We start from the raw sequence: 25,712 nt of genomic DNA on the forward strand, positions 1-25,712 counted from the left end.
GGGGCACTCATGAGCGCCAGCACACCCTCCCGCCTCGGTATCTCCGGCCGCATTGCGGCTTTCTTCCAGAGTGCGCAGATCACGCCACTGCTGGCGCTGGTGGCCTTTTTGCTCGGCGCCTTTGCCGTGCTGGTCACGCCGCGCGAGGAAGAACCGCAGATCAACGTGACCATGGCCAACGTGATCATTCCGTTCCCCGGCGCCAGCGTGCGCGACGTGGAGCAGATGGTGACCATCCCGGCCGAGCAGGTGCTCTCGCAGATCACCGGCGCCGAGCATGTGATGTCGGTCTCGCGGCCCGGCGCAGCCATCATCACCGTGCAGTTCAAGGTGGGCGTACCGCGCACCGAGGCACTGGTGCGGCTGTACGACACGGTGAACTCCAACGCCGACTGGCTGCCCCAGGGCCTGGGCGTGCTGCCGCCCATCATCAAACCCAAGGGCATTGACGACGTGCCCATCGTCGCGCTGACGCTCTACTCCAACAACCCGCAAACCGACGCCTTTCAATTGGAGCGCGTGGCGCACAGCATCGAAGCCGACTTGAAGCGCGTGCCCGGCACGCGCGAAGTCACCACCATCGGCGGCCCTGGCCGCGCGGTGATGGTCGAGATGGATCCGGCGCGCATGGCCGGCGCCGGGGTGACCGTGGCCGACCTGCGCCGCGCCCTGCAGTCGGCCAACCTGGGGCTGCCGGTGGGCGATCTGCTCCGCGCCAACCAGGCCGTCGCCATCGAAGCCGGTCCGCTGCTGGCCAGCGCCGCCGAGGTGGCCGACCTTGTCGTCGGCGTGCAGGCTGGCAAGCCGGTGTTTCTGCGCGACGTAGCAAAGGTACGCGATGGCCCGCCGCCAGCCGCGCACTACGCCTGGTACGGAACGGCCGGCGAGCACGCCGCGGAACACCCCGCCGTCACCATCGCCATCACCAAGAAGCCGGGCGAAAACGCCATCGACGTGGCCAACGCCGTGATGGCGCGCGCCGAGCAATTGAAGAACAGCGTGATTCCGGCCGACGTGCAAGTGGCCGAGACGCGCAACTACGGCGCTACCGCGAACGACAAGGCGAAAAAACTGATCCAGAAACTGCTGTTCGCCACGGCCTCGGTGGTGGCGCTGGTGTTCATCGCCCTGGGCCGGCGCGAGGCCGCCATCGTCGGCACCGCCGTGGTGCTGACCCTTACCGCCACGCTGTTTGCGTCCTGGGCCTGGGGCTTCACACTGAACCGGGTGTCGCTGTTTGCGCTGATCTTCTCCATCGGTATCCTGGTGGACGACGCCATCGTGGTGGTGGAGAACATCCACCGCCACCAGCAGCTTGAGCCGGGCAAAACGCTGGCGCAGATCATCCCCGGCGCGGTGGACGAAGTGGGCGGCCCCACCATCCTCGCCACGCTCACCGTGATTGCGGCGCTGCTGCCCATGGCATTCGTATCCGGGCTGATGGGCCCGTACATGAGCCCCATCCCCATCAACGCCAGCATGGGTATGGTGCTGTCGCTGGCGATTGCCTTTGTCGTCACGCCATGGCTGGCACGGCTGTGGATGAAGCAGCACGCCGGCCAGGCCGAGGAAGGCCATGCCCAGCCCTCGGGCATGGCGCGGCGCATCACGCCGCTGTTCACGCGCATCTTCACGCCGCTGCTGGATGAAAAACGTGGCGGACGCAACCGCGCCCTGCTGGGCCTGGGCGTGGCATTGCTGATCGCCATCTCCGTGGCGCTGCCCGCCACCGGGCTGGTGCTGCTCAAGATGCTGCCGTTTGACAACAAATCGGAATTTCAGGTGGTCGTCGATATGCCCGCCGGCACGCCGGTGGAGCGCACTGCCGCCGTGATGCACGAGCTGGGCGCCTACCTGGCCACCGTGCCCGAGGTGACCGACTACCAGGCCTACGCCGGCACCGCCGCACCGATCAACTTCAACGGCCTGGTGCGCCAGTACTACCTGCGCGCCGGCGGCGAGGTGGGCGACATCCAGGTCAACCTGGTGGACAAGCACGCGCGCGACGCGCAAAGCCACGCCATCGCCACCCGCGTGCGCCCGCCGCTGCAGGAGATTGCGAAGCGCTTTGGCGCCAACGTCAAAGTCGTGGAAGTGCCGCCCGGCCCGCCCGTGCTCTCGCCCATCGTCGCCGAAATCTACGGGCCGGACGCGCAAGGCCGGCGCGAAGTGGCCAAAGCCGTGCGCGGCGTGTTCGAGACGACCGCCGGCCTGGTGGATGTGGACGACACCAGCATTGCCGATGCACCGCGCCAGCTCCTGCTGGTGGACCGCCGCAAAGCGGCCCTGCTGGGCGTGCCGCAGCAAGCGATCGTGAGCACGCTGCGCGCCGGGCTGGCGGGTGAAGCCACGACCTATCTGCACGACCAGAGCAAGTACCCGGCCGCCGCCACGCTACAGCTCCCACCCGAGCAACAGGGCAACCTGGCCGCGCTGCTCCAGCTTACGGTGCGCTCGGCCAGCGGCGCGCTGGTGCCGATCCGCGAACTCGTCACCGTGAGCGACACCTTGCGCGAGCAGCCCGTGCACCACAAGGACCTGCTGCCGGTGAACTACGTACTCGCCGACATGGCCGGCAAGGTGGACAGCCCGCTCTACGGCATGTTCGGGATGCGCAGCAGCATCGCCAAGCTGCCGATGCCCGGTGGCGGCCAGTTGGCGGAGTACTTCATCCACCAGCCGAGCGACGCCTGGCGCGGCTACGCGCTCAAGTGGGACGGCGAGTGGCAGATCACCTACGAGACCTTCCGTGACATGGGCGCCGCCTACGCCGTGGGCCTGATCCTGATCTACCTGCTGGTGGTGGCGCAGTTTGGCAGCTACCTCACGCCGCTGGTCATCATGGCGCCGATTCCGCTGACCATCATTGGCGTGATGCCGGGCCACGCGCTGCTGGGCGCGCAGTACACCGCCACCAGCATGATCGGCATGATTGCGCTGGCCGGCATCATCGTGCGCAACTCCATCCTGCTGGTGGACTTCATCAACCTGCAGGTGAAGAGCGGCGTCGAATTCCGGCAGGCCATCCTCCACTCGGCGATCACCCGCGCCCAGCCCATCGTGCTCACCGGGCTGGCCGCCATGCTGGGGGCCTTCTTCATCCTGGACGACCCGATCTTCAATGGCCTGGCCATCTCGCTGATCTTCGGCATCGCCGTCTCCACCGTGCTCACGCTGGTGGTCATTCCCACCCTGTACTACGCGGCGTACCGCAATCGCCTGCACCGGCTCATGCCGCCTGCAGAGGCGGAAGCGCTATCCAATTAATAGCCGCTAGCGCATATGCAATAAGCGTTAGAGGCCAATTTCATTAAAAAAATGACCGAAAGCTACCTCGACCTGACCCGCGACATATCGGCAGGAATCCAGCAACTGCGCACCGAGATCCCCGACACCCTGCGCGGCTTCTCCGCCATGGCGCAGGCGGCCGGCAAGCCCGGCGTACTGGACGCCAAGACCAAGGAGCTGATCGCCATGGCGCTGTCGGTTTCCTCGCGCTGCGACCCCTGCATTGGCTACCACGCCCAGGCCCTGGTGAAGTTCGGCGCCAGCCGCGCCGAGCTGGCCGAGATGCTGGGCATGGCGGTCTACATGGGCGGCGGGCCTTCGCTGATGTACGCCGCCAAGGCCTCGGCTGCTTTCGACGAATTTGCCGCCCTGGCTGCGCCGGCCGCGGCCTGATCGACCCGGAGAACCTGTATGCCCCGCCAGCGCCTCACCGCCCCTGCGTTTGCCCCTGTGCTCGTCCTCGCACTCGCTGCCAGCCTGTGGGGCGCAGCACCGCAGGCGCAGGCGGCCGACCTGGCCGCCGCATTCGCCGCCGCCGAGCAAAACGACCGCAGCTACGCCGCCGAACGCGCCGCGCACGACACGGCGCAGCCGCGGCGCGACCAGGCCGCCGCACTGTGGCGGCCGGGGGTGCAGTTCCAGGCAACGGCCGGGCTGGGCAGCAGCGAGACCGACACGCGCGGCGCGCAGTTTTCCGCGCCCGGCTTCGGCACGTCACAGGGCGTGGATTTTTCCACCTCGGTGACCGGCGGCGCCAGCACCCGCTGGGCGCTGCAGGCCAGCCAGCCGCTCTACAACCCGCAGCGCCGCGCCCAGCAGCGCCAGCTCAACACCGCAGCCGAAGTGGCCGAGCGCAGTTGGCAGGTCGCGGGCCAGCAGCTCGCACAGCGCGTGGCCCAGGCCTGGTTTGGCCTGGCGCTGTCGCGCGAATCGCTGGCCGTGCTGGATGCACAACTGGCCGCCGTGCAGCGCATCAGCCAGGAAGCCCAGGACCGCTACGACCTGGGCGACGCCCCCATCACCGCCACGCACGAAGCGCGCGCCCGCCTGGCGCTGCTGCGCGCCCAGCGCCTGGCCGCACAAAACGACGTGGCCGTGAAAGAGCGCGTGCTGACCGACCTGACGGGCCTGCCCGTGGCGGCCCTCGAAGCACAAGCGCCCACCCACGTGGCGGCCGACACGACGCCGCTGCCCGCCTGGCAGGCCGAGGCCGAGGTCCACAACCTGCAACTGCAACTGCAACAACTCGCCGTCGACAACGCCCAGGCCGCCGCCGACCGGCTGCGCGCCGCCAGCAGCGCCAGCGTGGACCTGGTGGCCCAGGTGGGGCAGGACCGCATTCACGGCAGCGGCGACTACGGCAGCGCGCGGAGCAATGCCACCAACGCCCTGGTGGGCGTGCAGCTCACTGTCCCGCTGTGGACCGGCGGCATGCAGGACGCCCGCGAGCGCGAGGCCATTGCGCTGCTGGAAAAAGAGCGCGCCACCCTCGACGCCGTGCGCGAACAGGTGGCGCAGAACGTGCACAGCGCCTGGCTGCAACTGGCCACCGGCGCCGAGCGCATACGCGCGCTGGCCGACGCGCTCGCCGCCAGCAACGAGCGCCTGGCCGCCACGCAACTCGGCCAGGAGGTGGGCGACCGCACCCTGCTGGATGTGCTCTCCGCCGAAAACGACCAAGCGGCAGCGCGACTGCAACTGGCCCAGGCGCGCACCGACTGGCTGCTCGCCCGCCTGCAACTGGCCACGCTCAGCGGCCGGCCCGGCGAGGCCGCGCTGCAGGCCCTGAGCGCCGCCATGACCACCACGACCAATCCCGGCGCGAAGTCTGCCGACTGACCGCCCACGACCCCCGTTTCAACCACCCACAGCCGGTGCACCGGCACACAGAGGAGACGAAGATGGCCCATATCGTGATTCTTGGAGCAGGCACCGGCGGCATGCCGGCGGCCTATGAGCTGCGCGCCAAAATCGACAAGTCGCACAAGATCACCGTGATCAACGCGGTCGATTACTTCCAGTTCGTGCCGTCGAACCCCTGGGTGGCCGTGGGCTGGCGCGAGCGCAGCGAGACCACCATCCCGATCCGCCCCTACCTGGAAAAGAAGGGCATTGATTTCATCGGCGAGCGCGTGGACCGCATCGACGCGGCAGGCAACCAGTTGACGCTGGCCAACGGCGAGGCGGTGGACTACGACTACCTCATCATCACCACCGGCCCCAAGCTGGCCTTCGATGAAGTCCCCGGCGCAGGCCCCGGCGGTTTCACCCATTCCATCTGCGCCGTCGACCACGCCGAGCAGACCTGGGCCGATTACCAGGAATTCATCAAAGACCCGGGCCCGGCCATCATCGGCGCCATGCCGGCGGCCTCGTGTTTTGGCCCGGCCTATGAATTCGCCTTCATCTTCAACAAGGACCTGCAGCGCCGCAAACTGCGCAACAAGGTGCCGATGACCTACATCACCCCCGAGCCCTACATCGGCCACATGGGTCTGGGCGGCGTGGGCGACTCCAAGGGCATGCTGGAAAGCGACCTGCGCAACAACGACATCAAGTGGATCTGCAACGCCAAGGTGACCAAGGTGGAGGCGGGCAAGATGTTCGTCACCGAGCTGGGCGAAGACGGCCAGGTGAAAAAAGAGCACGAGCTGCCCTTCAAATTCAGCATGATGCTGCCCGCCTTCAAGGGCGTGGACGCGGTCGCCCAGGTCGAAGGCCTGTGCAACCCGCGCGGCTTTGTGCTGATCGACGAATTCCAACGCAGCAAGAAGTACCGCAACATCTACTCGGCCGGCGTCTGCGTGGCGATTCCGCCCGTCGAAGTGACGCCCGTGCCCACCGGCGCGCCCAAGACCGGCTACATGATCGAAAGCATGATCACCGCCATCGTGCACAACATCGCCGCCGAGCTGCAGGGCCAGCCCGCCGACGCCAAGGGCACCTGGAACGCCATCTGCCTGGCCGACATGGGCGACACCGGCGCCGCCTTCGTGGCCCTGCCGCAGATTCCACCGCGCAACGTCAACTGGTTCAAGAAGGGCAAGTGGGTGCATTTGGCCAAGGTGGCGTTTGAAAAGTACTTCATGTACAAGATGAAGAACGGCACCTCCGAGCCACTGTACGAGAAGCATGTGCTCAAGGCGCTGGGCATCGAGCGGCTGGAGAAATGACGCACACCCGCGCAAACTCTTAAATCAATAGCTGCTAGCGCTTGCTGCATAAGCGCTAGAGGCTATTTCTACCCTAAAACTGGAGTCCCCATGAACCCACCCTACGCCTTCGCCATCACCATTGCCCAGCCCCTTGCGCAGGCAGTGGAGACGCTGCGCGCGGCGCTGGCCGGCCAGGGGAGCTGAATGACTACCGGCGCGCGCGTCACCATCCTGGGCAGCGGCTTTGGCGCCTTGTCCGCCGTGCGCGAACTGCGCGCGCGCGGCTGCCAGGACGAGATCACCCTTATTTCGCCACGCGCCGAACTGCACTACCTGCCCGGCACCATCTGGATTCCCAGCGGCCTGCGCACGCGCGAGCAGCTCATCGTGCCGCTGGCGCCCTTCTTCGCCCGCATGAAGGTGCGCCACGTTGGCGCCGAAGTCACCGGCCTCTCCCCCGATGGCCGCAGCGTGCAGACCACGGCGGGCGAGGTGGCGAACGACGCGCTGGTGATTGCCACCGGCGGGCGCTTCATCAAAAAGCTACCCGGCATAGAACACGCCATCACACCCTGCGAAGGCATTGCGGCAGCCGAAAAGATTCGCGATAGATTGAAGGCCATGCAGGGCGGCACCATTGCCGTGGGTTTTGCCGGCAACCCCAAGGAACCCACAGCGGTGCGCGGCGGGCCGATGTTCGAGTTCCTGTTCGGCATCGACGCGCAGTTGCGCCGCGAGGGCCGGCGCGAGCGGTTCACGCTGGTGTTCTTCAACCCCTCCAAGGAACCCGGCGCCCGCCTGGGCGCCAAGGCCGTGGCGCACCTGCTGGCCGAGATGGCGCGGCGCAACATCACCACGCACCTGGGCCACAAGATGGTCCGCTTCGAGGCCGACAAGGTGGTCACCGAAGGCGGCGAATTTGCCGCCGACCTGATCTTGTTCATGCCCGGCATGACCGGCAACGCCTGGTTCGACGCAACCGCCCTGCCGCGCTCGCCCGGCGGCCTGCTGCAGGCCGACGCCCAGTGCCGCGTTCCGGGCTTCGAGCACGTCTACGTGGTGGGCGACTCCGGCAGCTTCCCCGGCCCCGACTGGATGCCCAAGCAGGCCCACATGGCCGACCTGCAGGCGGCGGCCGCCGCGCAGAACCTGATCGACGGCCTGGCCGGACGGCCGCAGACCACGGGCTTCAAGGCCGAACTGGCCTGCATCATCGACGCGCTGGGGACCGGCACGCTGGTGTGGCGCACCGAGCAGCGCAACCTGCTGCTGCCGCCGATGCGGCTGATGCACTGGGCCAAGCGGGGGTTTGAGCGGCGGTATTTGGGGCGGTATCGGTAGTCTTTGCGCCGGCCCGAAAGCCCTCGACAGACATTGCTGCACCAAGACAAGAAAGCCCATCATTGGCGGGTGATGTGATCGGCGCTATAATGCAGCCAACTACATATCAGGCAACTTAATAAATTATGTTTGAGCTGAGGGATCTCCCGAACTATGAAACTTTGGCCGAATTTGCCCAGCGCTACGGCAACCGGGACATCGATGGGCTGCAGACTTGGCTGATTTTGGCCTCGGCGACCAGTGAGATGCTGTCTGCGTTCGAGCGCAATCTTGCGCGCGACGGCCTTTCACAAACGCAGTTCTTCGTTCTCCTGCTGCTGAAACGCAATCCCGGCGGGTTGAGTGTTGGCACTCTGGCAGACGGGGTGGCGGTGACCTCTCAGACGATGACACGCGTTCTTGACCGCATGGAGGCGGCAGGAATGTGTACCAAGCTTGCGAATCCAGGCGACCGCCGCGCATGGATCATTCAGTTGGCTTCGGTTGGCGAAGAGCTTCTTTCTACGGCACTTCCCAGTCATTACGAATGGGTCACGCGTCTCATGAGCCGTTTCGATGCAAGGGAGCGCGAGGCGCTGCGGAAGATGATGATGAAGCTCAACGGGCCAAGTGTTCTATCGTCAGAGCCGGGCGCCGGGTAAGCCCGAAGTCGTCTGCACATTGCTCCTTTTTTTAGTTTTTTATGTAGCTAGCTACATAACAGCGTAGGATATTTTATGAATTCACCCCTGGTCAACCATTCGAACTCTTTAACGGCGCAACTCGTGGTGTGCGCGCTGGCAGTCGTCTCTCTTCTCTACCTCCCGTTGCCCATCTTGCCGCTGTTGGCACAGACCTATCGACTCAGCCCAGGGGAATCTGGCTTCACATTAGCGGCATTTGGTGTCGCGTACGCGTGTGGATTCCTGGTGTTTGGACCGCTTTCAGATCGCGTCGGTCGCCAACCGGTGATGGTAGGGGGGTTGCTGGCATTGGCGCTCGTCACCGTGGTGCTCACGATGGTGAGTACGCCGGGTGCCTTCCTGACGGGAAGGGCTCTGCAGGGTTTCGCTGCGGCCTCGTTTCCGCCCGTCGCGCTTGCCTACATCGCAGAGCGTGGAACCCCGCGCCAGCGGGTCTGGGGAGTGGCTTGGATGAGCACCGCCTTCCTCTCTGCTGGCCTGTTAGGGCAAATTTATGGCGGCTCCGTGGCGAACCGATGGGGTTTCGGCGTGGCACTGCTGCCGCTTTTCTGCGTCTACGTGCTGACTGCCATCCGCATTGGCATCGTGAAAGACGCAGCCCATCGCGCCAAAAGCCCAGTTACGTCGCTATGGAGTACCTATCGACCGCTCGGCAGTCTCCTGGCCAACGCAGCACTCCGGCGCGTCTATGTCCCCGCGTTCTTGCTGCTGATGTGCTTCGTCGCCTTCTATGTTGAGCTGGATGCGCACCTCGGCGCCGCTATGGCCCAGCAGCACATCAGTCCTCTGCTGGCTCGCGCGCTTGCGCTTCCTGCTTTTTTTGCCCCGCTCGCTGTTGCTTCCTACATCCCTCGCTGGGGCGCGCACCGGATGGCGACGGCGGGCCTTGTCGTCGCCGCAGCGGGTCTCGTGCTTAGCGCCTTGGCAGGTGCTGATCACCTGTATGCCTTGCTGGGCGCCAGTGTGGTTTTCGTCGCAGGCATCGGCATCAGCGTGCCCGCACTCATCGCCCAGGTCGCTGGAGTAGCTGCCGCTCCAGTACGCGGACTGGCGGTTTCCTTCTATACCTTTGTCCTGTTTATCGGCGCCAGCATTGGACCGTGGGTAGCCCTCCGCAGCTCGGGATTGTCCGAAGAAGCGTTCCTGCTTGTACTTGCTGCACTCATGGCAGTCGCTGCGGGGTATAGCGCGGGCACGCCGACTGGTATCCGCACATCATGAAACAGATCAAGCCATCCATCTCCTTTCTCGCCGTTACCGCCATGGCAATAGTTGCGGCCTATGCAGCAGGCCAGACCTCACACAAGGAAACATCCTCATGACCAGCACCATCGTCGCAACTCTCCGGCCCCCGGCCACCCATGTCGAGATCACACGCCGGCCAGTTACCGTGGATGGCGACATCCGTCACGCTGACGCGTTACGAACACCGCGCCAAAAAGCTGCGGGTAGAGGGCGGCAAGCTGCTCCAGCGCCGGCGGCACCGGGCGCGGCGCTGGGCGCATCAATGCCGGGGGCTACACGTCTGCCAACCGCCGGACTCAGCCAGAGCGGCGCGCCGCCGACCCGTAAGCCATCTGGCGCTGGTCAATGCATCGGCCCGCCGAGCCGCTTGCTCGCCCGGGATATCGCGTAGTTCACCAGGCAGTACAGCAGCGCTACGACGAGGTACACGGGCACCAGCGCGTGGTAGTTGGCGATGAGCACCTTGGCGTTCTGCATGAGCTCACCGTAGGTGACGACGTAGCCGAAGGTGGTGTCCTTGACCACGATGACCAGTTGCGCGACCAGGGCCGGGACAATGTAGCGAAGGGCCTGGGGGAAGACAATGAGGAAGAACACCTGGGCTTCGGTCATCCCCAGGCTTCGCGCAGCATCGGTCTGGCCACGGGGAACGGCGAGCACGCCCGCGCGGTAGACCTCGGCCACCACGGCGGCGGTGCTTAAGGCCACGGGCAAGGTCAGCATCCAGTAGGTGCTCAGCTTGATCCCGGCCTGCGGAAGCACCAGAAAACACACATAGATGAGCAGCAGCGTCGGCGTGCCACGCAGGAACTCGATGACCGCGATGCTCGGCCAGCGCACCAGCCGCAACGGCGCCAGGCGCCCGAGCAACAGCACCAGACCGAGGGCCAGCGCGATAGCGGCGGCCATCGCCGCCGATGCCAGCGTGCCGAGCAGGCCTGTGGCCAGGAAGGCCCAGGTCGTCGGCCAGGCGAAGAATTCCCAGAACCGGGCGTCGAGCTGCCCTGCGGTATGGAACCGGAGCGCGACACCCGCAGCCAGCAGGAGCAGCAAGGCCGCTGCAGCCACGCTCACCGCCCGCATGGCGGCCTGGGCCTGGGGGCGCGGATTGCCGAACAGAATCTCTTCCAGAGGGCGGCTCATCGCAGTATCCGCACCTTCTTTTCCAGGGTGGCGCCCGCCCAGGCGATGAGCAAGCCCGTCGCCACGTACATCGCAGCGGCCACCGCAAAGGCGGGAATGCCGGCGGCGGAGTCGTTGGCGATCTTGGACACGAGCGCGGTCAGCTCCCGGCCCGGAAACGGCACCTGCGACGCCAGCGAGGTCGATAGCATCAATGCAATGAGCAGTGAGGTCATCGGCTGCACCACGGCGCGCAGCGCTTGCGGCAACACTATCGAATAGATGACGCGTATCGGCCGCATACCCAGGCTGAGCGCGGCCTCCATCTGGCCGCCCGGGATGGTGTTGATGCCCGCGCGCAGGTAGTCCGCCGTGAACGCGGAGCAGACCAGCATCAAGGTCAGGATCACGCTGGGCTCGTAGTCGATCAGGACGTTGAGGTCGGGCAGCGCGAACACGATGAAGATCAAGAGCGCGACGCTGGGAATGTTGCGAAAGATCTCGACGTAGACGGTCAGGACAAAGCGCAGCGGCGGCAGTGGCAGGAGCCGAAGCACCGTGACGACCATGCCCAGCAGGAAGCCGGGCACGAACGACAGCGCTGTGAGCTTCCATGTCAGCAAAAGGGCCTGCCCGAAGGCAGGCCCATAGTCGGCCAGAAGCTTGGAAACCTCGCCCATCCGCTATTGAAACCCGCTATTGAAACGGGTTATGGCAGGGCGGGCGGTGTTGGAACGGCGGTACTGCCGGTGCGCTGTCCAATGGAGATGGTCCAAAGTTTGGCCCAGGTGCCGTCGGCTTCCACCTTCTTCAGAAAGGCATTGACGAAGGCCACGCCGTCCGAGCCCTTGGGCAGTCCGACGCCGTACGGGTCCTGCGCACCAAAGGGCGCGCCCGCCAGCTTCGTGTCGCCGGTCCCGAGGCTCAAGGCGTTGAGCAGCAGCGTGTAATCGGTCACGTAGGCGTCCACGCGTCCCTGGCGCAGGGCGTCGAGGGCCTCCTGGTGCGTCTGGAACTCCTGCACGACCGCCTTGGGCGCGACCTGCGCCAGGATCGCGGGCCCCGTAGAGCCTGCCTGCGTGGCGACCTTCTTGCCGGCCAGGTCGTTGTACGACTGGATCGCCTTGTTGCCCGCCTTGACCAGCACCCCGGCCTGCGAGGTGTAGTAAGGGCCGGCGAACGAGATCTTCTCGGCGCGGGCGGGGGTGATGGAATAGGTGGCGAACACCATGTCCACCTGGTCGTTGAGGAGCACCGGCTCGCGCGTGGACGAGGTCACCTGCGTGAACTTGTATTTGCTCCCATCGCCCAGGATGTAGCGCGTGATGAGTTGGGCCAGGCCTGCGTCGAAGCCGCGCATCTTCCCGTCTTTCTCGTTGAGCAGCGAGAAAAGATTCGAGGTTTGCGTACCGCCCAGGCGGAGCAGGCCGGCCTGCTTGATCTTGCTGGCCCAGGTGCTTGATGCAATGGTCTGCGCATCGGCGACGGGGCCCTGGGCGATCAGCGCGTCAAACGCCGCGGCATCAATGGGCGTGCCCTGTGCGAAAAGCGGCCCAGCGCTCACGATCGCCAGTGCCACCACGGTGGACTTCAGAAGAGATTGGATGGACATGCATGCCTCTCGGAGGGTGTGTGACCGAACCAATATATAGCAGTTGTGAAATGCGCGGTGCCAGCCTGACGCTGCTCTAGCCAGCGTCACCCGCCGCTTCCGGCGCCTCTGGTGCCGACGTCACGGCGGGCGCTTCCGGCGCTTCAGCGACAGCTTTCGCCGCCGCCAGCCGCGAACGCGCACTGACCACCGAACGCGTCACCGCCCGCACGTCCATGCCGTACATGTCGGCAAAGGCTTCCACGCTCTGGCCGCTGGCCTCGTAAGTGCGCAGCAGTGCTTCGTCCTTGGCGGCGCGGGCCGCCAGTTCGGCAAAGGCTTCGTCCAGCACCGCATTGGCCGCACCGTCGCGCGTGCGCACGCGCTCGGCGTAGTCCTCGCGCGAGAGGCCGCTGGCCTCAATGTTGTCCACGATGCGCGCGCGCAGGCGCGGCAGCAGGTCGTCCTGGCCACGGCCCTGGCGGCGCTTGTAGACCTCGACCAGCGCGTGGTGCACATGCTCGGGTGCCATGGCTTCCACGGGCTGGCCCTGCAAGTCGTGGCGCTGCTGGCCTGCGGCCACGGCCTGCAGGTAGCGCGTGGAGCGGGTGTGGATGGCCAGCGCCTGCTTGAGCGCGTCTTTCTCAAACGCCTCGGGGTGCGCGGCCATCAGGTCCTGGAAGATGCCGCGCTTGAGCGGGCGGAACACCGCGCCAAAAAGCTGCGGGTAGAGTGCGGCAAGCTGCTCCAGCGCGGGCGGCACCGGGCGCGGCGCGCGGCGCTGGGGCGCGTCGGCGCCAGGGGCCGGTGCATTGCCGCCAGCGCGGTTGCCACGGCCCCGGCCGCCGCGTGCTTTGCGGGCTGGGGGTTGCGTGGCAGCAGCGCCGTCCCCGGCGTTCTGCGCCTGCGGCACTGGCTCGGCAACGGGCGTCAGGTCTTGGGACTCAGCGGGAGCAGCGTTCTCGGTCATGGCAGTCGGCGTTGGGAAAAACCCCCGATCATGCCAGTGTGCGCATGGCCTTTGCGTTTTCAAGCCCCGCGCAGGGCGCGCCGGTACTGCATGGCTTCGGCCACATGGGCCATCTGCGTGGCCTGTGCGCCGGCCAGGTCAGCAATGGTGCGCGCCACTTTGAGGGCGCGGTGCGTGGCCCGGGCCGACCAGCCCAGGCGCGCGGCGGCGGTTTGAAGGAACTGCGCGGCCGCAGCGTCGAGCGCAATCTGCGTATCGATTTTCTGCCCCTGCAGCGCCTGGTTGGCGCAGCCCTGGCGCGCGAGGGCGCGCTCGCGGGCCAGCACCACCCGCTCGCGAACCAAGTTGCTGGCTTCGCCCGGCGCTGCGCCGAGCAAATCGGTGGCGGGCAGGGCCGGCACTTCAATGTGCAGATCAATGCGGTCCAGCAGCGGGCCGGAGAGGCGCGCCTGGTAGCGCGAAACCTGGTCGGGTGAGCAGCGGCAGGCGCGCTGCGCCGAGCCCAGAAAGCCGCAGGGACAGGGGTTCATGGCCGCGATGAGCTGAAAGCGCGCCGGAAACTCGGCGCGCTGCGCCGCACGGGCAATGGTGATGTGGCCGGTCTCCAGCGGCTCGCGCAGGGCCTCCAAGGCAGCGCGCGGAAACTCCGGCAGTTCGTCAAGGAACAAAACGCCGTGGTGTGCGAGCGAAATCTCGCCTGGCCGGGGTGGCGAACCACCGCCCACCAGCGCCACGGCGCTGGCCGTGTGGTGCGGGCTCGACGTAGGCCGCTCGGCCCAGCGCTCAATGGCAAAGCGCCCGGCCAGGCTGGCGACGGCGGCGCTCTCCAGCGCTTCCTGCACCGTCATGTCCGGCAGGATGCCGGCAAAGCGCTGCGCCAGCATGGATTTGCCCGAGCCCGGCGGCCCCATCAGAAGCAGGCTGTGGCCGCCGGCCGCCGCGATCTCCAGCGCGCGCCGGGCCGCGGCCTGCCCTTTCACGTCGGCGAGATCAAGGTAGTGCGCATGCGCCTGCGGCGCCTGGTGCGCCATGCGCTCCCAGCCCGCATCGGCTGGTGGCTCGGCGTCCGGCGGGGTGGGCAGGAAGGCGCGCACCACATCCAGCAGATGGCGCGCGCGCCAGACGGCGCTGCCGGGCACCAGTGCGGCTTCTTCGGCGCTGCCCGGCGGCAGCACCAGGCGCACGCTGCTTGTGCTCTCGCCTTGCGCGCCGGCGGTGTGCAGCGCCAGGCTGGTGGCCAGGGCGCCGCGCACTGCGCGCAGTTCGCCCGAGAGCGAAAGCTCGCCGGCAAATTCCCAGCCCGCCAGCCGCGCGGCATCGATCTGCCCACTGGCAGCCAGGATGCCGAGCGCAATCGGCAAATCAAAGCGCCCCGAATCCTTGGGCAGATCGGCCGGCGCCAGGTTGACGGTGATGCGCTTGTTGTGCGGAAACTCCAGCCCCGCGTTCTGCAGCGCCGAGCGCACGCGCTCGCGGGCCTCTTTCACTTCCACCTCCGCCAGGCCCACCAGCGTGAAGCTGGGCAGGCCATTGGCCAGGTGCACCTCCACGGTGACCGGCGGCGCGCGCAGCCCCAGCAGGGCGCGGCTTTGCACCAAAGCAAGACTCATGAGCGGTTTTCTCCCCATTGCAGTGCACGCTCTGCGCTGCGGCGGCGGCCTGCGGGCCACTGTCCGAGAGCGTTACGGCGTGTTGCAGCGAAGCATGCCACAGGAAGAAGCCACGCTGGCACGCTCCCTGCTTAAAGGGACTATCCCCAACGTTCCGCTCCCGGAGGACCCATGACCCACGCATCCCTCAAGACCTTTGCACTCCCACTTGTTGTGGCCTTGGCGGCCGCCTTGCCCGTGCTGGCCAGCGCGCAACTGAGCGGCAATATCGCGCTCACCACGAACTACAAGTTCCGCGGGCAGGACCAGGACACACACAAAAGCACAGCGGTCAAACCCGCCATCCAGGGCGGTTTCGACTACGCCTTTGGCGAGTCGGGCTGGTATGTCGGCAACTGGAACTCCAGCGTGAACTGGCTGCCCAGCAACTCCATCGAGATGGATTTCTACGGCGGTTACAAATTCAAGGCCGGCGCGTTCGACATTGACCTGGGCGGCCTGCTCTATGCCTACCCCGGCAATGCGAGCGGCAACACCACCGAGCTCTACGGCGCGGCCACCTGGGGCCCGCTCACGGCCAAGTATTCACACACGGTGTCGGATGACTATTTCGGCTGGGCCGGTGCCAAGGCCGGCTCGGGCTTGCGCGGGCGCAACACGGGCTATTTGAACTTTGCCTTCGCCCAGGAAGTGGCGCCCAGCACCACGCTCAAGGCCTCGGTAGGGTTCACGCGCTTTGCCGGTGACATCAAGGACACCGGCGTGCCCAACTACATGGATTATCAATTCGGTGGCGCCTACGACTTTGGCAGCGGCCTGAGTCTGGCGGCGGCCATTGCGGGCGCCAACAAGAAGTCCTTCTTCGGTGACGTGAACAAACCACGTTTGCTGCTGACCCTGACCAAGACGCTCTGAATGCGCCCGTATCTGAAAGGAAACATGACATGAAAATGGTCACCGCCATCATCAAACCCTTCAAGCTCGACGAGGTGCGCGAAGCCCTCTCGGACATCGGCGTGCAGGGCATCACGGTCACCGAAGTCAAGGGCTTTGGCCGCCAGAAGGGGCACACCGAGCTGTACCGGGGCGCCGAGTACGTGGTCGATTTCTTGCCCAAGGTAAAGATCGAAGCGGCCGTGGCCGACGATCTGGTGGAGCGCGTCATCGAAGCCATCGAGGGCGCGGCCCGCACCGGAAAGATCGGCGACGGCAAGGTCTTTGTCGCCGCGCTGGAACAGGTGGTGCGCATCCGTACCGGCGAGACCGGCCAGGAAGCGCTGTAGAGCGCCGCCCTTCCATCCAACCGAGAACACCACCATGAAAAAATTCCTTGCTTCTCTCTTGCTGGGGCTCGGCGCGCTGACGCTGGGCCCGCTGGCCCTGGCACAGGCGCCAGCGGCCACCGAAGCGGTGTCCAGCGCGCCTGTCGCCGCCCCTGACGCCATGCCGGCTGCGGCTCCTGCGGCCCCGGCCGCGGCGATGGCGGCCGAAGCGGCGCCCGATACCGCTCCTGCAGCCGCGCCCGCGCCCAAGCTCGACTCGGGCGATACCGCCTGGATGCTGACCTCGACTCTGCTCGTCATCCTGATGGTGATTCCGGGCCTGGCGCTGTTCTACGGGGGCCTGGCGCGCTCGAAGAACATGCTCTCGGTGCTGGTGCAGGTGTTCGTCATCTTCTCGCTCATCACCGTGCTCTGGGCCATTTACGGCTACAGCCTGGCGTTTGGCGGCGAGGGGCAGTTCTTCGGCGGATTCGACAAGCTGTTCCTCAAGGGCATTGCGCCAGACACGCTCTCGGGCATGTTGCCAACCATCCCTGAATACGTGTTCGTCGCATTCCAGTCCACCTTTGCCGCCATCACGGTGGCGCTGATCGTCGGCTCGTTCGCCGAGCGCATGAAATTCACGGCGGTGCTGATCTTCGCCGTGCTGTGGTTCACCCTGAGCTACATCCCGATAGCGCATATGGTCTGGGGTGGCGGCCTGCTGGGCAAAGATGGCGCGCTGGATTTTGCGGGCGGAACCGTGGTGCACATCAACGCCGGTATGGCCGGCCTGGTGGGCGCCTACATGGTCGGCAAGCGCGTTGGCTTCGGCAAGGAGGCATTCACGCCGCACAGCCTGACGCTGACCATGGTGGGCGCCTCGCTGCTGTGGGTGGGCTGGTTTGGTTTCAACGCGGGTTCTGCTGGCGCGGCCAATGGTTCGGCAGGTCTGGCCTTCATCAACACCACGTTGGCGACCGGCGCCGCCACACTGTCGTGGCTGGCCGGCGAGGCGCTGCACAAGGGCAAGGCGTCGATGCTGGGCGCGGCCTCGGGCGCGGTGGCCGGCCTGGTGGCCGTCACGCCAGCCGCGGGCTTCGTCGGCCCCATGGGCTCCATCGTGCTGGGTCTGCTGGCCGGTCTGGTCTGCTTGTGGGGCGTGGGCGGCCTGAAGAAGAGGCTGGGCGCCGACGACGCGTTTGACGTGTTTGGCGTGCACGGTGTGGGCGGCATTCTGGGCGCCATCCTGACGGGCGTGTTTGCCTCGCAAAGTCTGGGCGGCACCGGTGGCCTCACCCCCGACACCTTCGCCATGGGCGCGCAAGTGTGGATCCAGTGCAAGAGCGTCTTGATGACGCTGGTGTGGTCGGGTGTGGCCGCCTTCATCAGCTACAAGATCGCCGACCTTCTGGTGGGGCTGCGCGTACCGGAAGAAGCCGAGCGCGAGGGCCTGGACATCACCTCGCACGGCGAGACGGCCTACAGCCGCTGAACGCAGGCGCATCGCCGCTGTGCAAGAGCCCGCCTTTCGAGGCGGGTTTTTTTATCGGCGCTTCCCTGCAGGAATAATCACCGACTCCACAACCTTCGAGAGTCAAGCCATGGCATGGCGCGCATTGGGCAGTCCCATCTGCGAACTGGGCGAATCGCCGTTCTGGCAGGCGGGCGACGGTCGTCTGTATTGGGTGGACATCGCCGGCCGCGCAGCCCTGCGCGTCGACCCCGCGACCGGCGCCGCCGAGCGCTGGCCACTGCCCGATGAGCCCGGCTGCATGGCCCCCGCGCGATCTGCAGGCACAGCCAGCGGCTGGGTACTGGCACTGCGCAGCGGCATCTACCGCGCACGGCGCTGGGGCGGCGAGCTGGTGCGCATTGCACGGCTCCCCTACGACCCGGCGCACGAGCGCGCCAACGACGGCAAGTGCGATCCATTGGGGCGCTTCTGGGTCGGCACGCGCGACGAACGGTCTGGTGCCAGCACGGGACACGGCCAGGCAGCCATGTACTGCATGGACGCGCGCTCTGGCACGGCGCAGGTGCAAAAAATGTGGGGTGGCGCGGGCACGCTCAACGGCCTGGCCTGGTCGCCCGACCAGCGCACGCTGTACTCGGCCGACACGCCGACGCACCGCATCGAGGCGCGCGACTGGGAAGCGGCGGCCAACACCCTGGGCCTGGCGCGCGCACTGCACCAGTTCTCACCAAAGCCACCCGGATGGACCCCCGGCACTGCAGGCTACGGCGGCCGACCCGATGGCGCTACGGTGGACATCGACGGCAACTACTGGTGCGCCCTGTACGAGGGTGGCCGGGTGCTGCAACTCTCGCCCACTGGCGAGGTGCTGCGCGAGATCGCCACGCCGTTCGCCTGCCCGACCATGGTCTGTCTGGGCGGGCCAGAGCTGCGCACGCTGTTCGTCACCAGCGCGCGCCACGGCCGACCGGAGGATGAACTGGAACGCACGCCGCTGGCAGGCCAGGTGCTGGCGTTGCAAGAACCGGTCGCGGTTCCCGGGCTCCCGGTGAACGCATTTCAGGAGGCTGCGCTCCTGCCGCAGGAGGTCGATTGAAACCATCTAAAACAATAGCTGTATACGCATGCCCCATAAGCGCTAGAGGCTATTTTTTATTGAAATTTTCCCTCGGATTGCGCTCCCCGTTCCCGATGCACTCCGCATCGCCTCTTGGCGCCCGCATGTCGCCACGGGGCAGACCATGCCACGCCTGACGCTACACGCCGTGAATGAGGGCGTGGTGGCCGTCCACCTGGCCAGCGGCGAACCTGTCGGCCACCTCAAACGCATTGGCGGTGTGTGGAAGTTCAAGGCCATGGGCTACGAAGACGGCAGCCTGGTACCAGGCGGCGGGCCGCTCACCCACCAGCACAACCGCTGCTTCGCCACCCTGGACGAGGCCAGCATCACCGAGGGCCTGCTCGAAGATTAATTGGGGTCAGACCCCAAAACCCCACGAAGATGCCCGCATTGACCTCGCGGGCGGGGCATCGGATACTGAACAAGGGCCGGCAGCAAGCCCACACACCGCCCTTCAACCCATCCTTCGACCGCATGGCCGTACCGACTTCCTTCAGTGCCACGGGCATCTGGCGCCGCTTTGCATGCCTGGCGGCGCTGTGGTGCTGGGGCGCGGGCTGCGCAGTGGCCGCCGATGGTGCGGTGCGCGTCCTCACCGAAGAATATCCGCCCTACAACTACACCGATCACGGCAAGCTCACGGGTCTGAGCACGGAAGTGGTCGAGGCCGTACTCAAAGAACTCAAACTGCATGGCGAATTCCAGTCCATGCCCTGGGCACGTGCCTATGAAACGGCGCACGGCACACCCGGCGTTCTGATCTACAGCATTGGACGCACGCCCGAGAGAGACAAGCTGTTCAAATGGGTAGGCGTCATCGCCCCCACCAACTACTACCTGTTTGGTCAACCCGGCAGGGCCTACAGCATCGACTCGCTGGAGGCCGCGAAGAAGTACCGCATCGCCACGGTGAATGAAGATGTGGGCGAGCAGTTCCTGATGACCCATGGGTTCGTCAAAGGCCAGAACCTCCAGCCCAGCGTGAAGTACGAGCTCAACTACGAAAAGCTCAAGCTTGGCCGTGTGGACCTCTGGATCATGAACGAGCTGACCGCCAGCTACCTGGCACGCCAGGCGGGCGACAACCCGGCCAAGACGCTGGCTCGGGTGTACCGCATTCCCGAACTGAGCGGTGAGGGCTACTACATGGCCTTTGGCAAACAGACGCCCGACGCCACCGTGGAGCGCTTCCGCCAGGCGCTCGAACACTTCAAGCGCAGCGGCGGCTACGAGCAGCTCCAGCGCAAGTGGCAATGAGCGCACCGCCAAGGACTGGCGCAGCCGCGCAGCCGGCAGCGCTCGAACCCTCCGGACGCCAGCGCTCGCTCGGCTGGCGCCTGGTGTGGACCACACTGGCCTTTTGCAGCCTTTTCATTCTCGCGTCGGTAGCAACGCTGACCTGGCTGGCTTGGAACACCGGCGTCGCCCGCATGGACGCCGAGTTGGCGCAGATTGAGCAGATTTACAGCGGCACCTTGTCCAAGGCCATCTGGGAACTCGATCGCGAAGCACTGCTAGCCCATGTGCACAGCGTGCGGGACGTCCCGGCGGTGGGCCGCATTGTGGTGCAGGTGGCGCTGGCCAACCGGCCGGCGGAAGTCTTCGAAAGTACCCGTGACGGCTGGACCGGGCCGGGGCGCGCACCCACACGCCGCCTGGCGCTGACCTATGAACCCTATCCGGGCGCGCACGAAACGGTCGGCACGCTGGTGCTGCAGGGCAACGAGCAGTTGCTGTGGCAGCAACTGCGCAGGCAGCTCGCCACCATCATGCTGGCACAGCTGATGCAGTCGCTGGTGCTCGCCGGACTCATCATGCTCATGTTCAACCGCATGGTGACGGTACACGTGCAGCGCATTGCGGCGCACTTGGCTGGCGTTGGCCCAGCGAACCTGGGGGCGCAGCTGCATCTGGACCGCGCAGGCCATGCGCAAGATGAGCTCACGCAGCTTGAATCCGGCGTCAACCACTTGCAGGCCAACCTGGCCAACCACCTGGAACGCCAGCAACGCTACGAGCAGGAGCTCGCCGACCACCGCGACCATCTGGCACGTCTGGTGGCCGAGCGCACCGCAGAACTACAAACCGCCAATGCACGTTTGCAAAGCCTGGCCCGCACCGACCCCCTGACGGGCCTGCCCAACCGCCGGCAGTTCGACGAAACCAAAACCGTGGAGATGCGCCGCGCCCTGCGCACCGGCCAGGGCCTGGCTTTGCTCATCTGCGACATTGACTGCTTCAAGGACTACAACGACCACTACGGCCATGCCATGGGCGATCGGTGCCTCAGCGCGGTGGCGCACACGCTGCAGGCCCGCCTGGCGCGCGCCGGAGACGTCGCGGCGCGCATCGGCGGAGAAGAGTTTGGCGTCATCCTTCCCGGCACCGACGCTGTGGGCGGCCGCCTGCTGGCCCAGCACCTGGTGGAGGCGGTAGCCGAGTGCGGCATCGAACACCTGTATTCATCTGCGGCGCGGGTGGTGACGATCAGCGTTGGCTTGGCGGTGTTGTCGGCAGACGCCCACGACGACTTTGACGCCTTGTTCCAGCGCGCCGACGAGGCCTTGTACAGAGCCAAGACTGCCGGGCGCAACCAGGTCGCCGGGCCGCTCGGATCAACCGCCTGAAGGCCACAGGAGAAGCACCATGCCCCACCGCGTTTTGTTGTTCTGGATGCTCATCGTCGGCACGGCAGCAGTGCAGGCCCAGACCATCGAGGCCGTCACCGAGACCACGCCCTATACCTACGTAGCCAATGGCAAGGTGGTGGGCACCGCGACCGAGGTGGTGGAGCAAACCCTGCAACGCGCGGGCCTTTCCGACTACAGCGTGCACCTGTATCCCTGGGCGCGGGCCTACGACATGGCGCTCAAGGAGCCCAACGTGCTCATCTTTTTGATAGCACGCACACCGGCACGCGAACGCCAGTTCCAATGGGCCGGCGAAATCATGAAGATCCAGTACCACCTCTACCGGCTCAAGTCGCACCCGCTTGACATCGGCAATCTGGAGGCCGCCAAGGCCTATACCATCGGCGTGATGCGTGACGATGTGCGCCAACAGTACTTGCGCTCCAAGGGGTTCGAGCGCCTGGTGGTGTCGGCACAGTCGCTGGACAATTTCCGCAAGCTGCTGCGCGGCCAGGTCGACCTGGTCCCCCTGACCACGGACGACGCCACCTCCTTGTGCCAGCAGACGGGCTTCGACTGCGCCAACCTGGTGCGCGTGCTCACACTGGCCGAAGCCTCCACCGGCCTCTACATGGCCTACAGCCTGCAGACGCCCCTGGATGTGGTCCACCGCACACAGGCCGCTTTTGACCAACTCAAGTCCCAAGGACAGGTGCAGCGCACCATGGAGCGCACACCGTAATTGCACCGTTGGCGTCACACCCCGAAAAACGATAATTGGGGTCAGACCCCGAAATATCCCGGAGCAGGCGGCCCTCACACGTTGCGTGCAGAAAATTCACGCAGCGACAAAGAGGCCTGGGCGTACCATAGCCGCCCATGGAAAGCGCTTTCTCAGACCTCATAGACCGCGTGCGCGCTGCCGCCGCACAGGCCACGCCGCTGCAGATTCACGGCGGCCGCAGCAAGGGGCTTCTGGCGAGCCCGGCATCGCCAGGCGAGCCACTCGACACCCGGGGATGGGCCGGCATCACCAGCTACGAGCCGAGCGAGCTGGTCGTCACCGCACGCGCCGGCACTCCGCTGGCCGAGCTGGAAGCGGCTCTGGCCGAACAGAACCAATGCCTGCCGTTTGAACCGCCGCACTTTGGCCCCGGCGCCACCGTGGGCGGCATGGTGGCAGCCGGCCTCTCGGGCCCGGCGCGCGCCAGCGTGGGCGCGGTGCGCGACTACATGCTGGGCGTGTCGATCATTAACGGCCGGGGCGAGCCGCTGACCTTTGGTGGCCAGGTCATGAAGAATGTCGCCGGCTACGACGTCTCGCGCCTGATGGCGGGGAGCTGGGGGACGCTGGGCGTCATCACCGATGTCAGCCTGAAGGTATTGCCGCTGGCGCCTGCAGAGGCGACGCTGGTCTTTGAAGGCAGCCAGGCCGAAGCGCTTGACCGCCTGAATGCCTGGGGCGGCCAGCCGCTACCGCTCAATGCCAGCTGCTGGGTCGAGGACGAAGGCTCGGGGCGCCTGTACGTGCGCCTGCGCGGCGCCGTCGCTGCCATCGAGGCGGCCTGCCGCAGCATGGGCGGCGAGCGCAAGACTCATGCCGAGGTCGCTGGCGACTGGCAGGCCTGCCGCGAGCAGCACCTGCCCTGGTTTGCACAGCGCGTGCCGCAGCAAGGCCTGTGGCGCCTGTCGGTGCCGCAAACCGCCCCGGTGCTGGCCTTGCCCGCCGGCGTCGCCCCCCCGCTGGTCGAATGGCACGGCGGCCTGCGCTGGGTGCAGGCCGGCCACGAGCACGGCCCGGCACTTCGGCAGTTGGCCCGCAGCGTGGGCGGAAGCGCTTCGTTATTTGTAGCTGCAAGCGTAGATGAATCAAGCGCTAAAGCCGGTTTTGATGCTGCTTCTCCAGCCTTGCAGAAGATTCACGCCCAATTGCGCCAGGCGTTTGACCCGGCGGGCATCTTCAACCCTGGCCGCATGGGCGGGTGCTAGCGCCGTGCGCCGGTTTCGCCACCTGACCGACCAGCACCGCACAGGCACCCACAACCGGCGCCTGGGCCTGCTGCTGGCCTTCAACGCCGGTGCCATCAATGCCGGGGGCTTTCTGGTCGTGCACCTGTACACCTCGCACATGACGGGCTTTGTCTCCATGCTGGCCGACAACCTGGTGCTGGGCAACATGGTGCTGGTGCTGGGCGCCTTGGGCGCCTTGCTGGCTTTCATCAGCGGTGCGGCCACGACGGCCATTCTGGTGAACTGGGCGCGCCAGCACCGGTTGCACGGGACCTACGCCCTGCCGCTGCTGCTGGTCGCGCTGCTGATGCTGGTATTTGGCCTGCTGGGCGCCATGACGCTCAACTGGCACACCCCGTTTGCCGTGCCCGCCACGGTGCTGCTGCTGTCCTTCATGATGGGGCTGCAGAACGCCACGATCAGCAAGATGTCGTCGTCCGAGATCCGCACCACGCACATGACGGGCAATGCAACCGACCTGGGCATTGAACTGGGCAAGCTCCTGTACTGGAACCGCAGCGGCAAGCCGCCCGAGCAACAGGTGCGCGCCAATCGCCGGCGCCTCGGCTTGTACGCCAGTCTGGTGAGCATATTCTTGCTCGGCGGCGTGGCCGGCGCGGCGGGCTTCAAGCACGTGGGCTTTGTGTTTGTGGTGCCGCTGGCATTGGTGCTTTTCACGCTCGCCCTGCCGCCGCTGTGGATTGACCGCGCCCATCTGCGCGTCATGCTGAGGCGGACAGACAAATCGAGTGCCACGCAGCCCGGTCACAGCTCCTGACCCCCGTCCCCCTACCGCCATGCAAACCCAGCTCGCTCCCGAATTCCAAGGCACGCCCGAAGGCGCTGAGGCCGAAGCCATTCTGCGCAAATGCGTGCACTGCGGCTTTTGCCTTGCCACCTGCCCGACCTACCAACTGCTGGGCGACGAGCTCGACAGCCCACGCGGCCGCATCTACCTGATGAAGCAGGTGCTGGAAGGCACCACGCCCACGCGCGCCACGCAGTTGCACCTGGACCGGTGCCTCACCTGCCGCAACTGCGAGTCCACCTGCCCCAGCGGCGTGGAATACGGCAAGCTGGTGGATATCGGCCGCAAGATCGTGGAAGACAAAGTGGGCCGCCCCGTGATTGAGCGCGGTGTGCGCTGGGCACTCAAGGAAGGCCTGCCCTCACCGCTGTTTGGCCCGGCCATGAAGATGGGCCAGGCGGTGCGCGGTCTGCTGCCGGAAACCTTGCGGGCCAAGGTGCCAGCCAAGGAAAACCCCGGCGCGTGGCCCACGCGCGAACACGCTCGCAAGGTGCTGTTGCTGGCGGGCTGCGTGCAGCCGGCCATGATGCCGGGCATCAACAGCGCCACCGCACGCGTGCTTGACGCCATCGGCATTCAGACCATGGTGGCGCCCGACGCGGGCTGCTGCGGCGCCGTCAAGTTCCACCTCAACGACCAAGACGGCGGCCGCGCCGAGATGCGCGCCAACATCGACGCCTGGTGGCCGCAGGTGGAAAGCGGCGCGGTGGAGGCCATCGTGATGAATGCCTCGGGCTGCGGCGTGACGGTGAAGGAATACGGCCACCACCTGCAGCACGACCTGCAATACGCCGACAAGGCCGCCCGCATCAGCGCGCTGACACGCGACCTCTCGGAACTGCTGCCCGAGATTGCGCCGGCGCTGCAAGGCAAGCTGCGGCGCGTGCCCCAGGGCGTGATCGCCTTCCACCCACCCTGCACGCTGCAGCACGGCCAGCAGCTGCGCGGCGGCGTCGAGCAGCACCTGCGCGCGCTGGGGTTTGACGTGCGCCTGACGCTGAACGAATCGCACCTGTGCTGCGGCTCCGCCGGCACCTACTCGGTGCTGCAGGCAGAGCTGTCGCACCAGTTGCTGGAGCGCAAGATCGGCCACCTCTCGGCCCTGGAACCCGTCGTCATCACCTCGGCCAACATCGGCTGCATCACCCATTTGCAAAGCGGCACGGCCACGCCGGTGAAGCACTGGGTGCAGGTGCTGGATGAGGCGCTGGCGTAGAGGGCCCACAGCGCAAAATTTCAAGCAAAATAGCCCTCTAGCGCTTACCAATCAAGCGCTAGCAGCTATCAATTCAAGAGTACTGGCGGCGCGGCGCGGCGCCCCTCACTGCTGAATATCCCCCAGGCACAGGTACTTGATCTCCACATAGTCGTCCATGCCGTGGTGCGAGCCCTCGCGCCCC

At 66.3% G+C, this 25,712-nt stretch carries 23 protein-coding genes; 18 read left to right on the forward strand and 5 right to left on the reverse strand.

Going from position 1 to position 25,712, the window contains the following annotated elements:
• Positions 1-9 precede the first annotated feature (9 nt).
• The 7 genes from AC07ZH_RS05865 to AC07ZH_RS05895 all read left to right on the forward strand — a co-directional run bounded on the left by AC07ZH_RS05865 (position 10) and on the right by AC07ZH_RS05895 (position 9,688).
• Positions 10-3,267 (forward strand): efflux RND transporter permease subunit, encoded by a 3,258-nt coding sequence (locus AC07ZH_RS05865; RefSeq protein ID WP_495198930.1) that lies wholly within the window; start codon positions 10-12, stop codon positions 3,265-3,267.
• A 51-nt stretch (positions 3,268-3,318) separates the two neighbouring features.
• Entirely contained in the window at positions 3,319-3,681 is a 363-nt protein-coding gene (locus tag AC07ZH_RS05870; RefSeq protein ID WP_495198931.1) for a carboxymuconolactone decarboxylase family protein, read from the forward strand.
• Between the two features lie 18 nt (positions 3,682-3,699).
• Positions 3,700-5,127 carry a TolC family protein gene (locus tag AC07ZH_RS05875; RefSeq protein ID WP_495198932.1) on the forward strand — a complete coding sequence of 476 codons (1,428 nt, stop codon included), beginning with the start codon at positions 3,700-3,702 and terminating at the stop codon, positions 5,125-5,127.
• A 62-nt stretch (positions 5,128-5,189) separates the two neighbouring features.
• Complete coding sequence (locus AC07ZH_RS05880; RefSeq protein ID WP_119109982.1) at positions 5,190-6,461, forward strand: NAD(P)/FAD-dependent oxidoreductase; 1,272 nt, start codon at positions 5,190-5,192, stop codon at positions 6,459-6,461.
• 186 nt (positions 6,462-6,647) lie between these two features.
• The gene (locus AC07ZH_RS05885) at positions 6,648-7,784 is read left to right on the forward strand and encodes an NAD(P)/FAD-dependent oxidoreductase (protein ID WP_495198933.1); all 1,137 of its coding nucleotides are present in this window, start codon (positions 6,648-6,650) and stop codon (positions 7,782-7,784) included.
• A 125-nt stretch (positions 7,785-7,909) separates the two neighbouring features.
• The gene (locus AC07ZH_RS05890; protein WP_495198934.1) at positions 7,910-8,425 is read left to right on the forward strand and encodes a MarR family winged helix-turn-helix transcriptional regulator; all 516 of its coding nucleotides are present in this window, start codon (positions 7,910-7,912) and stop codon (positions 8,423-8,425) included.
• 75 nt (positions 8,426-8,500) lie between these two features.
• On the forward strand, positions 8,501-9,688 hold the full coding sequence (locus tag AC07ZH_RS05895) for an MFS transporter (protein WP_495198935.1): 1,188 nt from the start codon (positions 8,501-8,503) through the stop codon (positions 9,686-9,688).
• Positions 9,689-10,054: 366 nt separating this feature from the next.
• Here AC07ZH_RS05895 and AC07ZH_RS05900 read toward each other — a convergent pair whose 3' ends face one another.
• From AC07ZH_RS05900 to AC07ZH_RS05920, 5 genes are all read right to left on the reverse strand, one after another.
• Positions 10,055-10,855: an amino acid ABC transporter permease gene (locus AC07ZH_RS05900; RefSeq protein WP_495198936.1), complete on the reverse strand. Its 801-nt coding sequence runs from the start codon at positions 10,853-10,855 to the stop codon at positions 10,055-10,057.
• Positions 10,852-11,514, reverse strand: a complete 663-nt coding sequence (locus AC07ZH_RS05905) for an amino acid ABC transporter permease (RefSeq protein WP_495198937.1) — start codon at positions 11,512-11,514, stop codon at positions 10,852-10,854. The genes AC07ZH_RS05900 and AC07ZH_RS05905 overlap by 4 nt, the downstream gene beginning before the upstream one ends.
• A 29-nt stretch (positions 11,515-11,543) precedes the next feature.
• Entirely contained in the window at positions 11,544-12,446 is a 903-nt protein-coding gene (locus tag AC07ZH_RS05910; protein ID WP_495198938.1) for a glutamate ABC transporter substrate-binding protein, read from the reverse strand.
• Positions 12,447-12,522: 76 nt separating this feature from the next.
• Positions 12,523-13,395, reverse strand: coding sequence for a ProQ/FINO family protein (locus AC07ZH_RS05915; RefSeq protein ID WP_495198939.1), 873 nt, complete (start codon positions 13,393-13,395; stop codon positions 12,523-12,525).
• Between the two features lie 59 nt (positions 13,396-13,454).
• Positions 13,455-15,005 carry a YifB family Mg chelatase-like AAA ATPase gene (locus AC07ZH_RS05920; RefSeq protein WP_495198940.1) on the reverse strand — a complete coding sequence of 517 codons (1,551 nt, stop codon included), beginning with the start codon at positions 15,003-15,005 and terminating at the stop codon, positions 13,455-13,457.
• Between the two features lie 171 nt (positions 15,006-15,176).
• Between AC07ZH_RS05920 and AC07ZH_RS05925 the strand changes: the two genes are divergently transcribed.
• The 11 genes from AC07ZH_RS05925 (at position 15,177) to glcF (ending at position 25,528) form a co-directional block, all read left to right on the forward strand.
• Positions 15,177-15,920, forward strand: coding sequence for a TorF family putative porin (locus tag AC07ZH_RS05925; RefSeq protein ID WP_495198941.1), 744 nt, complete (start codon positions 15,177-15,179; stop codon positions 15,918-15,920).
• A gap of 29 nt (positions 15,921-15,949) precedes the next feature.
• The gene (gene glnK / locus AC07ZH_RS05930; RefSeq protein ID WP_119109928.1) at positions 15,950-16,288 is read left to right on the forward strand and encodes a P-II family nitrogen regulator; all 339 of its coding nucleotides are present in this window, start codon (positions 15,950-15,952) and stop codon (positions 16,286-16,288) included.
• Positions 16,289-16,322: 34 nt separating this feature from the next.
• Complete coding sequence (locus AC07ZH_RS05935) at positions 16,323-17,762, forward strand: ammonium transporter (RefSeq protein WP_495198942.1); 1,440 nt, start codon at positions 16,323-16,325, stop codon at positions 17,760-17,762.
• A gap of 109 nt (positions 17,763-17,871) precedes the next feature.
• Complete coding sequence (locus tag AC07ZH_RS05940) at positions 17,872-18,840, forward strand: SMP-30/gluconolactonase/LRE family protein (protein WP_495198943.1); 969 nt, start codon at positions 17,872-17,874, stop codon at positions 18,838-18,840.
• Positions 18,841-18,985: 145 nt separating this feature from the next.
• Positions 18,986-19,216, forward strand: a complete 231-nt coding sequence (locus tag AC07ZH_RS05945; protein WP_495198944.1) for a hypothetical protein — start codon at positions 18,986-18,988, stop codon at positions 19,214-19,216.
• A 29-nt stretch (positions 19,217-19,245) separates the two neighbouring features.
• Positions 19,246-20,121: a substrate-binding periplasmic protein gene (locus AC07ZH_RS05950; protein WP_495198945.1), complete on the forward strand. Its 876-nt coding sequence runs from the start codon at positions 19,246-19,248 to the stop codon at positions 20,119-20,121.
• Entirely contained in the window at positions 20,118-21,491 is a 1,374-nt protein-coding gene (locus AC07ZH_RS05955) for a sensor domain-containing diguanylate cyclase (protein ID WP_495198946.1), read from the forward strand. The genes AC07ZH_RS05950 and AC07ZH_RS05955 overlap by 4 nt, the downstream gene beginning before the upstream one ends.
• A 19-nt stretch (positions 21,492-21,510) precedes the next feature.
• Positions 21,511-22,236: a substrate-binding periplasmic protein gene (locus AC07ZH_RS05960; RefSeq protein WP_495198947.1), complete on the forward strand. Its 726-nt coding sequence runs from the start codon at positions 21,511-21,513 to the stop codon at positions 22,234-22,236.
• Positions 22,237-22,373: 137 nt separating this feature from the next.
• The gene (gene glcE, locus AC07ZH_RS05965; protein WP_495198948.1) at positions 22,374-23,483 is read left to right on the forward strand and encodes a glycolate oxidase subunit GlcE; all 1,110 of its coding nucleotides are present in this window, start codon (positions 22,374-22,376) and stop codon (positions 23,481-23,483) included.
• Positions 23,484-23,487: 4 nt separating this feature from the next.
• Positions 23,488-24,282 carry a YoaK family protein gene (locus AC07ZH_RS05970; protein WP_245960624.1) on the forward strand — a complete coding sequence of 265 codons (795 nt, stop codon included), beginning with the start codon at positions 23,488-23,490 and terminating at the stop codon, positions 24,280-24,282.
• A 19-nt stretch (positions 24,283-24,301) separates the two neighbouring features.
• Entirely contained in the window at positions 24,302-25,528 is a 1,227-nt protein-coding gene (gene glcF / locus AC07ZH_RS05975; RefSeq protein ID WP_495198949.1) for a glycolate oxidase subunit GlcF, read from the forward strand.
• Positions 25,529-25,712 lie beyond the last annotated feature (184 nt).

The organism is Simplicispira sp. GW247-4R2A, from assembly GCF_059424465.1.

Excerpts from the sequence above, each read along its gene's own strand:
- AC07ZH_RS05915 (WP_495198939.1), bottom strand. The coding sequence starts at position 13,395 with ATGACCGAGAACGCTGCTCCCGCTGAGTCCCAAGACCTGACGCCCGTT.
- AC07ZH_RS05905 (WP_495198937.1), bottom strand. The coding sequence starts at position 11,514 with ATGGGCGAGGTTTCCAAGCTTCTGGCCGACTATGGGCCTGCCTTCGGG.
- glcE (WP_495198948.1), top strand. The coding sequence starts at position 22,374 with ATGGAAAGCGCTTTCTCAGACCTCATAGACCGCGTGCGCGCTGCCGCC.
- glnK (WP_119109928.1), top strand. The coding sequence starts at position 15,950 with ATGAAAATGGTCACCGCCATCATCAAACCCTTCAAGCTCGACGAGGTG.
- glcF (WP_495198949.1), top strand. The coding sequence starts at position 24,302 with ATGCAAACCCAGCTCGCTCCCGAATTCCAAGGCACGCCCGAAGGCGCT.
- AC07ZH_RS05920 (WP_495198940.1), bottom strand. The coding sequence starts at position 15,005 with ATGAGTCTTGCTTTGGTGCAAAGCCGCGCCCTGCTGGGGCTGCGCGCG.
- AC07ZH_RS05925 (WP_495198941.1), top strand. The coding sequence starts at position 15,177 with ATGACCCACGCATCCCTCAAGACCTTTGCACTCCCACTTGTTGTGGCC.
- AC07ZH_RS05885 (WP_495198933.1), top strand. The coding sequence starts at position 6,648 with ATGACTACCGGCGCGCGCGTCACCATCCTGGGCAGCGGCTTTGGCGCC.
- AC07ZH_RS05865 (WP_495198930.1), top strand. The coding sequence starts at position 10 with ATGAGCGCCAGCACACCCTCCCGCCTCGGTATCTCCGGCCGCATTGCG.
- AC07ZH_RS05960 (WP_495198947.1), top strand. The coding sequence starts at position 21,511 with ATGCCCCACCGCGTTTTGTTGTTCTGGATGCTCATCGTCGGCACGGCA.
- AC07ZH_RS05900 (WP_495198936.1), bottom strand. The coding sequence starts at position 10,855 with ATGAGCCGCCCTCTGGAAGAGATTCTGTTCGGCAATCCGCGCCCCCAG.
- AC07ZH_RS05875 (WP_495198932.1), top strand. The coding sequence starts at position 3,700 with ATGCCCCGCCAGCGCCTCACCGCCCCTGCGTTTGCCCCTGTGCTCGTC.
- AC07ZH_RS05870 (WP_495198931.1), top strand. The coding sequence starts at position 3,319 with ATGACCGAAAGCTACCTCGACCTGACCCGCGACATATCGGCAGGAATC.
- AC07ZH_RS05935 (WP_495198942.1), top strand. The coding sequence starts at position 16,323 with ATGAAAAAATTCCTTGCTTCTCTCTTGCTGGGGCTCGGCGCGCTGACG.
- AC07ZH_RS05890 (WP_495198934.1), top strand. The coding sequence starts at position 7,910 with ATGTTTGAGCTGAGGGATCTCCCGAACTATGAAACTTTGGCCGAATTT.
- AC07ZH_RS05945 (WP_495198944.1), top strand. The coding sequence starts at position 18,986 with ATGCCACGCCTGACGCTACACGCCGTGAATGAGGGCGTGGTGGCCGTC.
- AC07ZH_RS05880 (WP_119109982.1), top strand. The coding sequence starts at position 5,190 with ATGGCCCATATCGTGATTCTTGGAGCAGGCACCGGCGGCATGCCGGCG.
- AC07ZH_RS05910 (WP_495198938.1), bottom strand. The coding sequence starts at position 12,446 with ATGTCCATCCAATCTCTTCTGAAGTCCACCGTGGTGGCACTGGCGATC.
- AC07ZH_RS05950 (WP_495198945.1), top strand. The coding sequence starts at position 19,246 with ATGCCCGCATTGACCTCGCGGGCGGGGCATCGGATACTGAACAAGGGC.
- AC07ZH_RS05955 (WP_495198946.1), top strand. The coding sequence starts at position 20,118 with ATGAGCGCACCGCCAAGGACTGGCGCAGCCGCGCAGCCGGCAGCGCTC.
- AC07ZH_RS05895 (WP_495198935.1), top strand. The coding sequence starts at position 8,501 with ATGAATTCACCCCTGGTCAACCATTCGAACTCTTTAACGGCGCAACTC.
- AC07ZH_RS05940 (WP_495198943.1), top strand. The coding sequence starts at position 17,872 with ATGGCATGGCGCGCATTGGGCAGTCCCATCTGCGAACTGGGCGAATCG.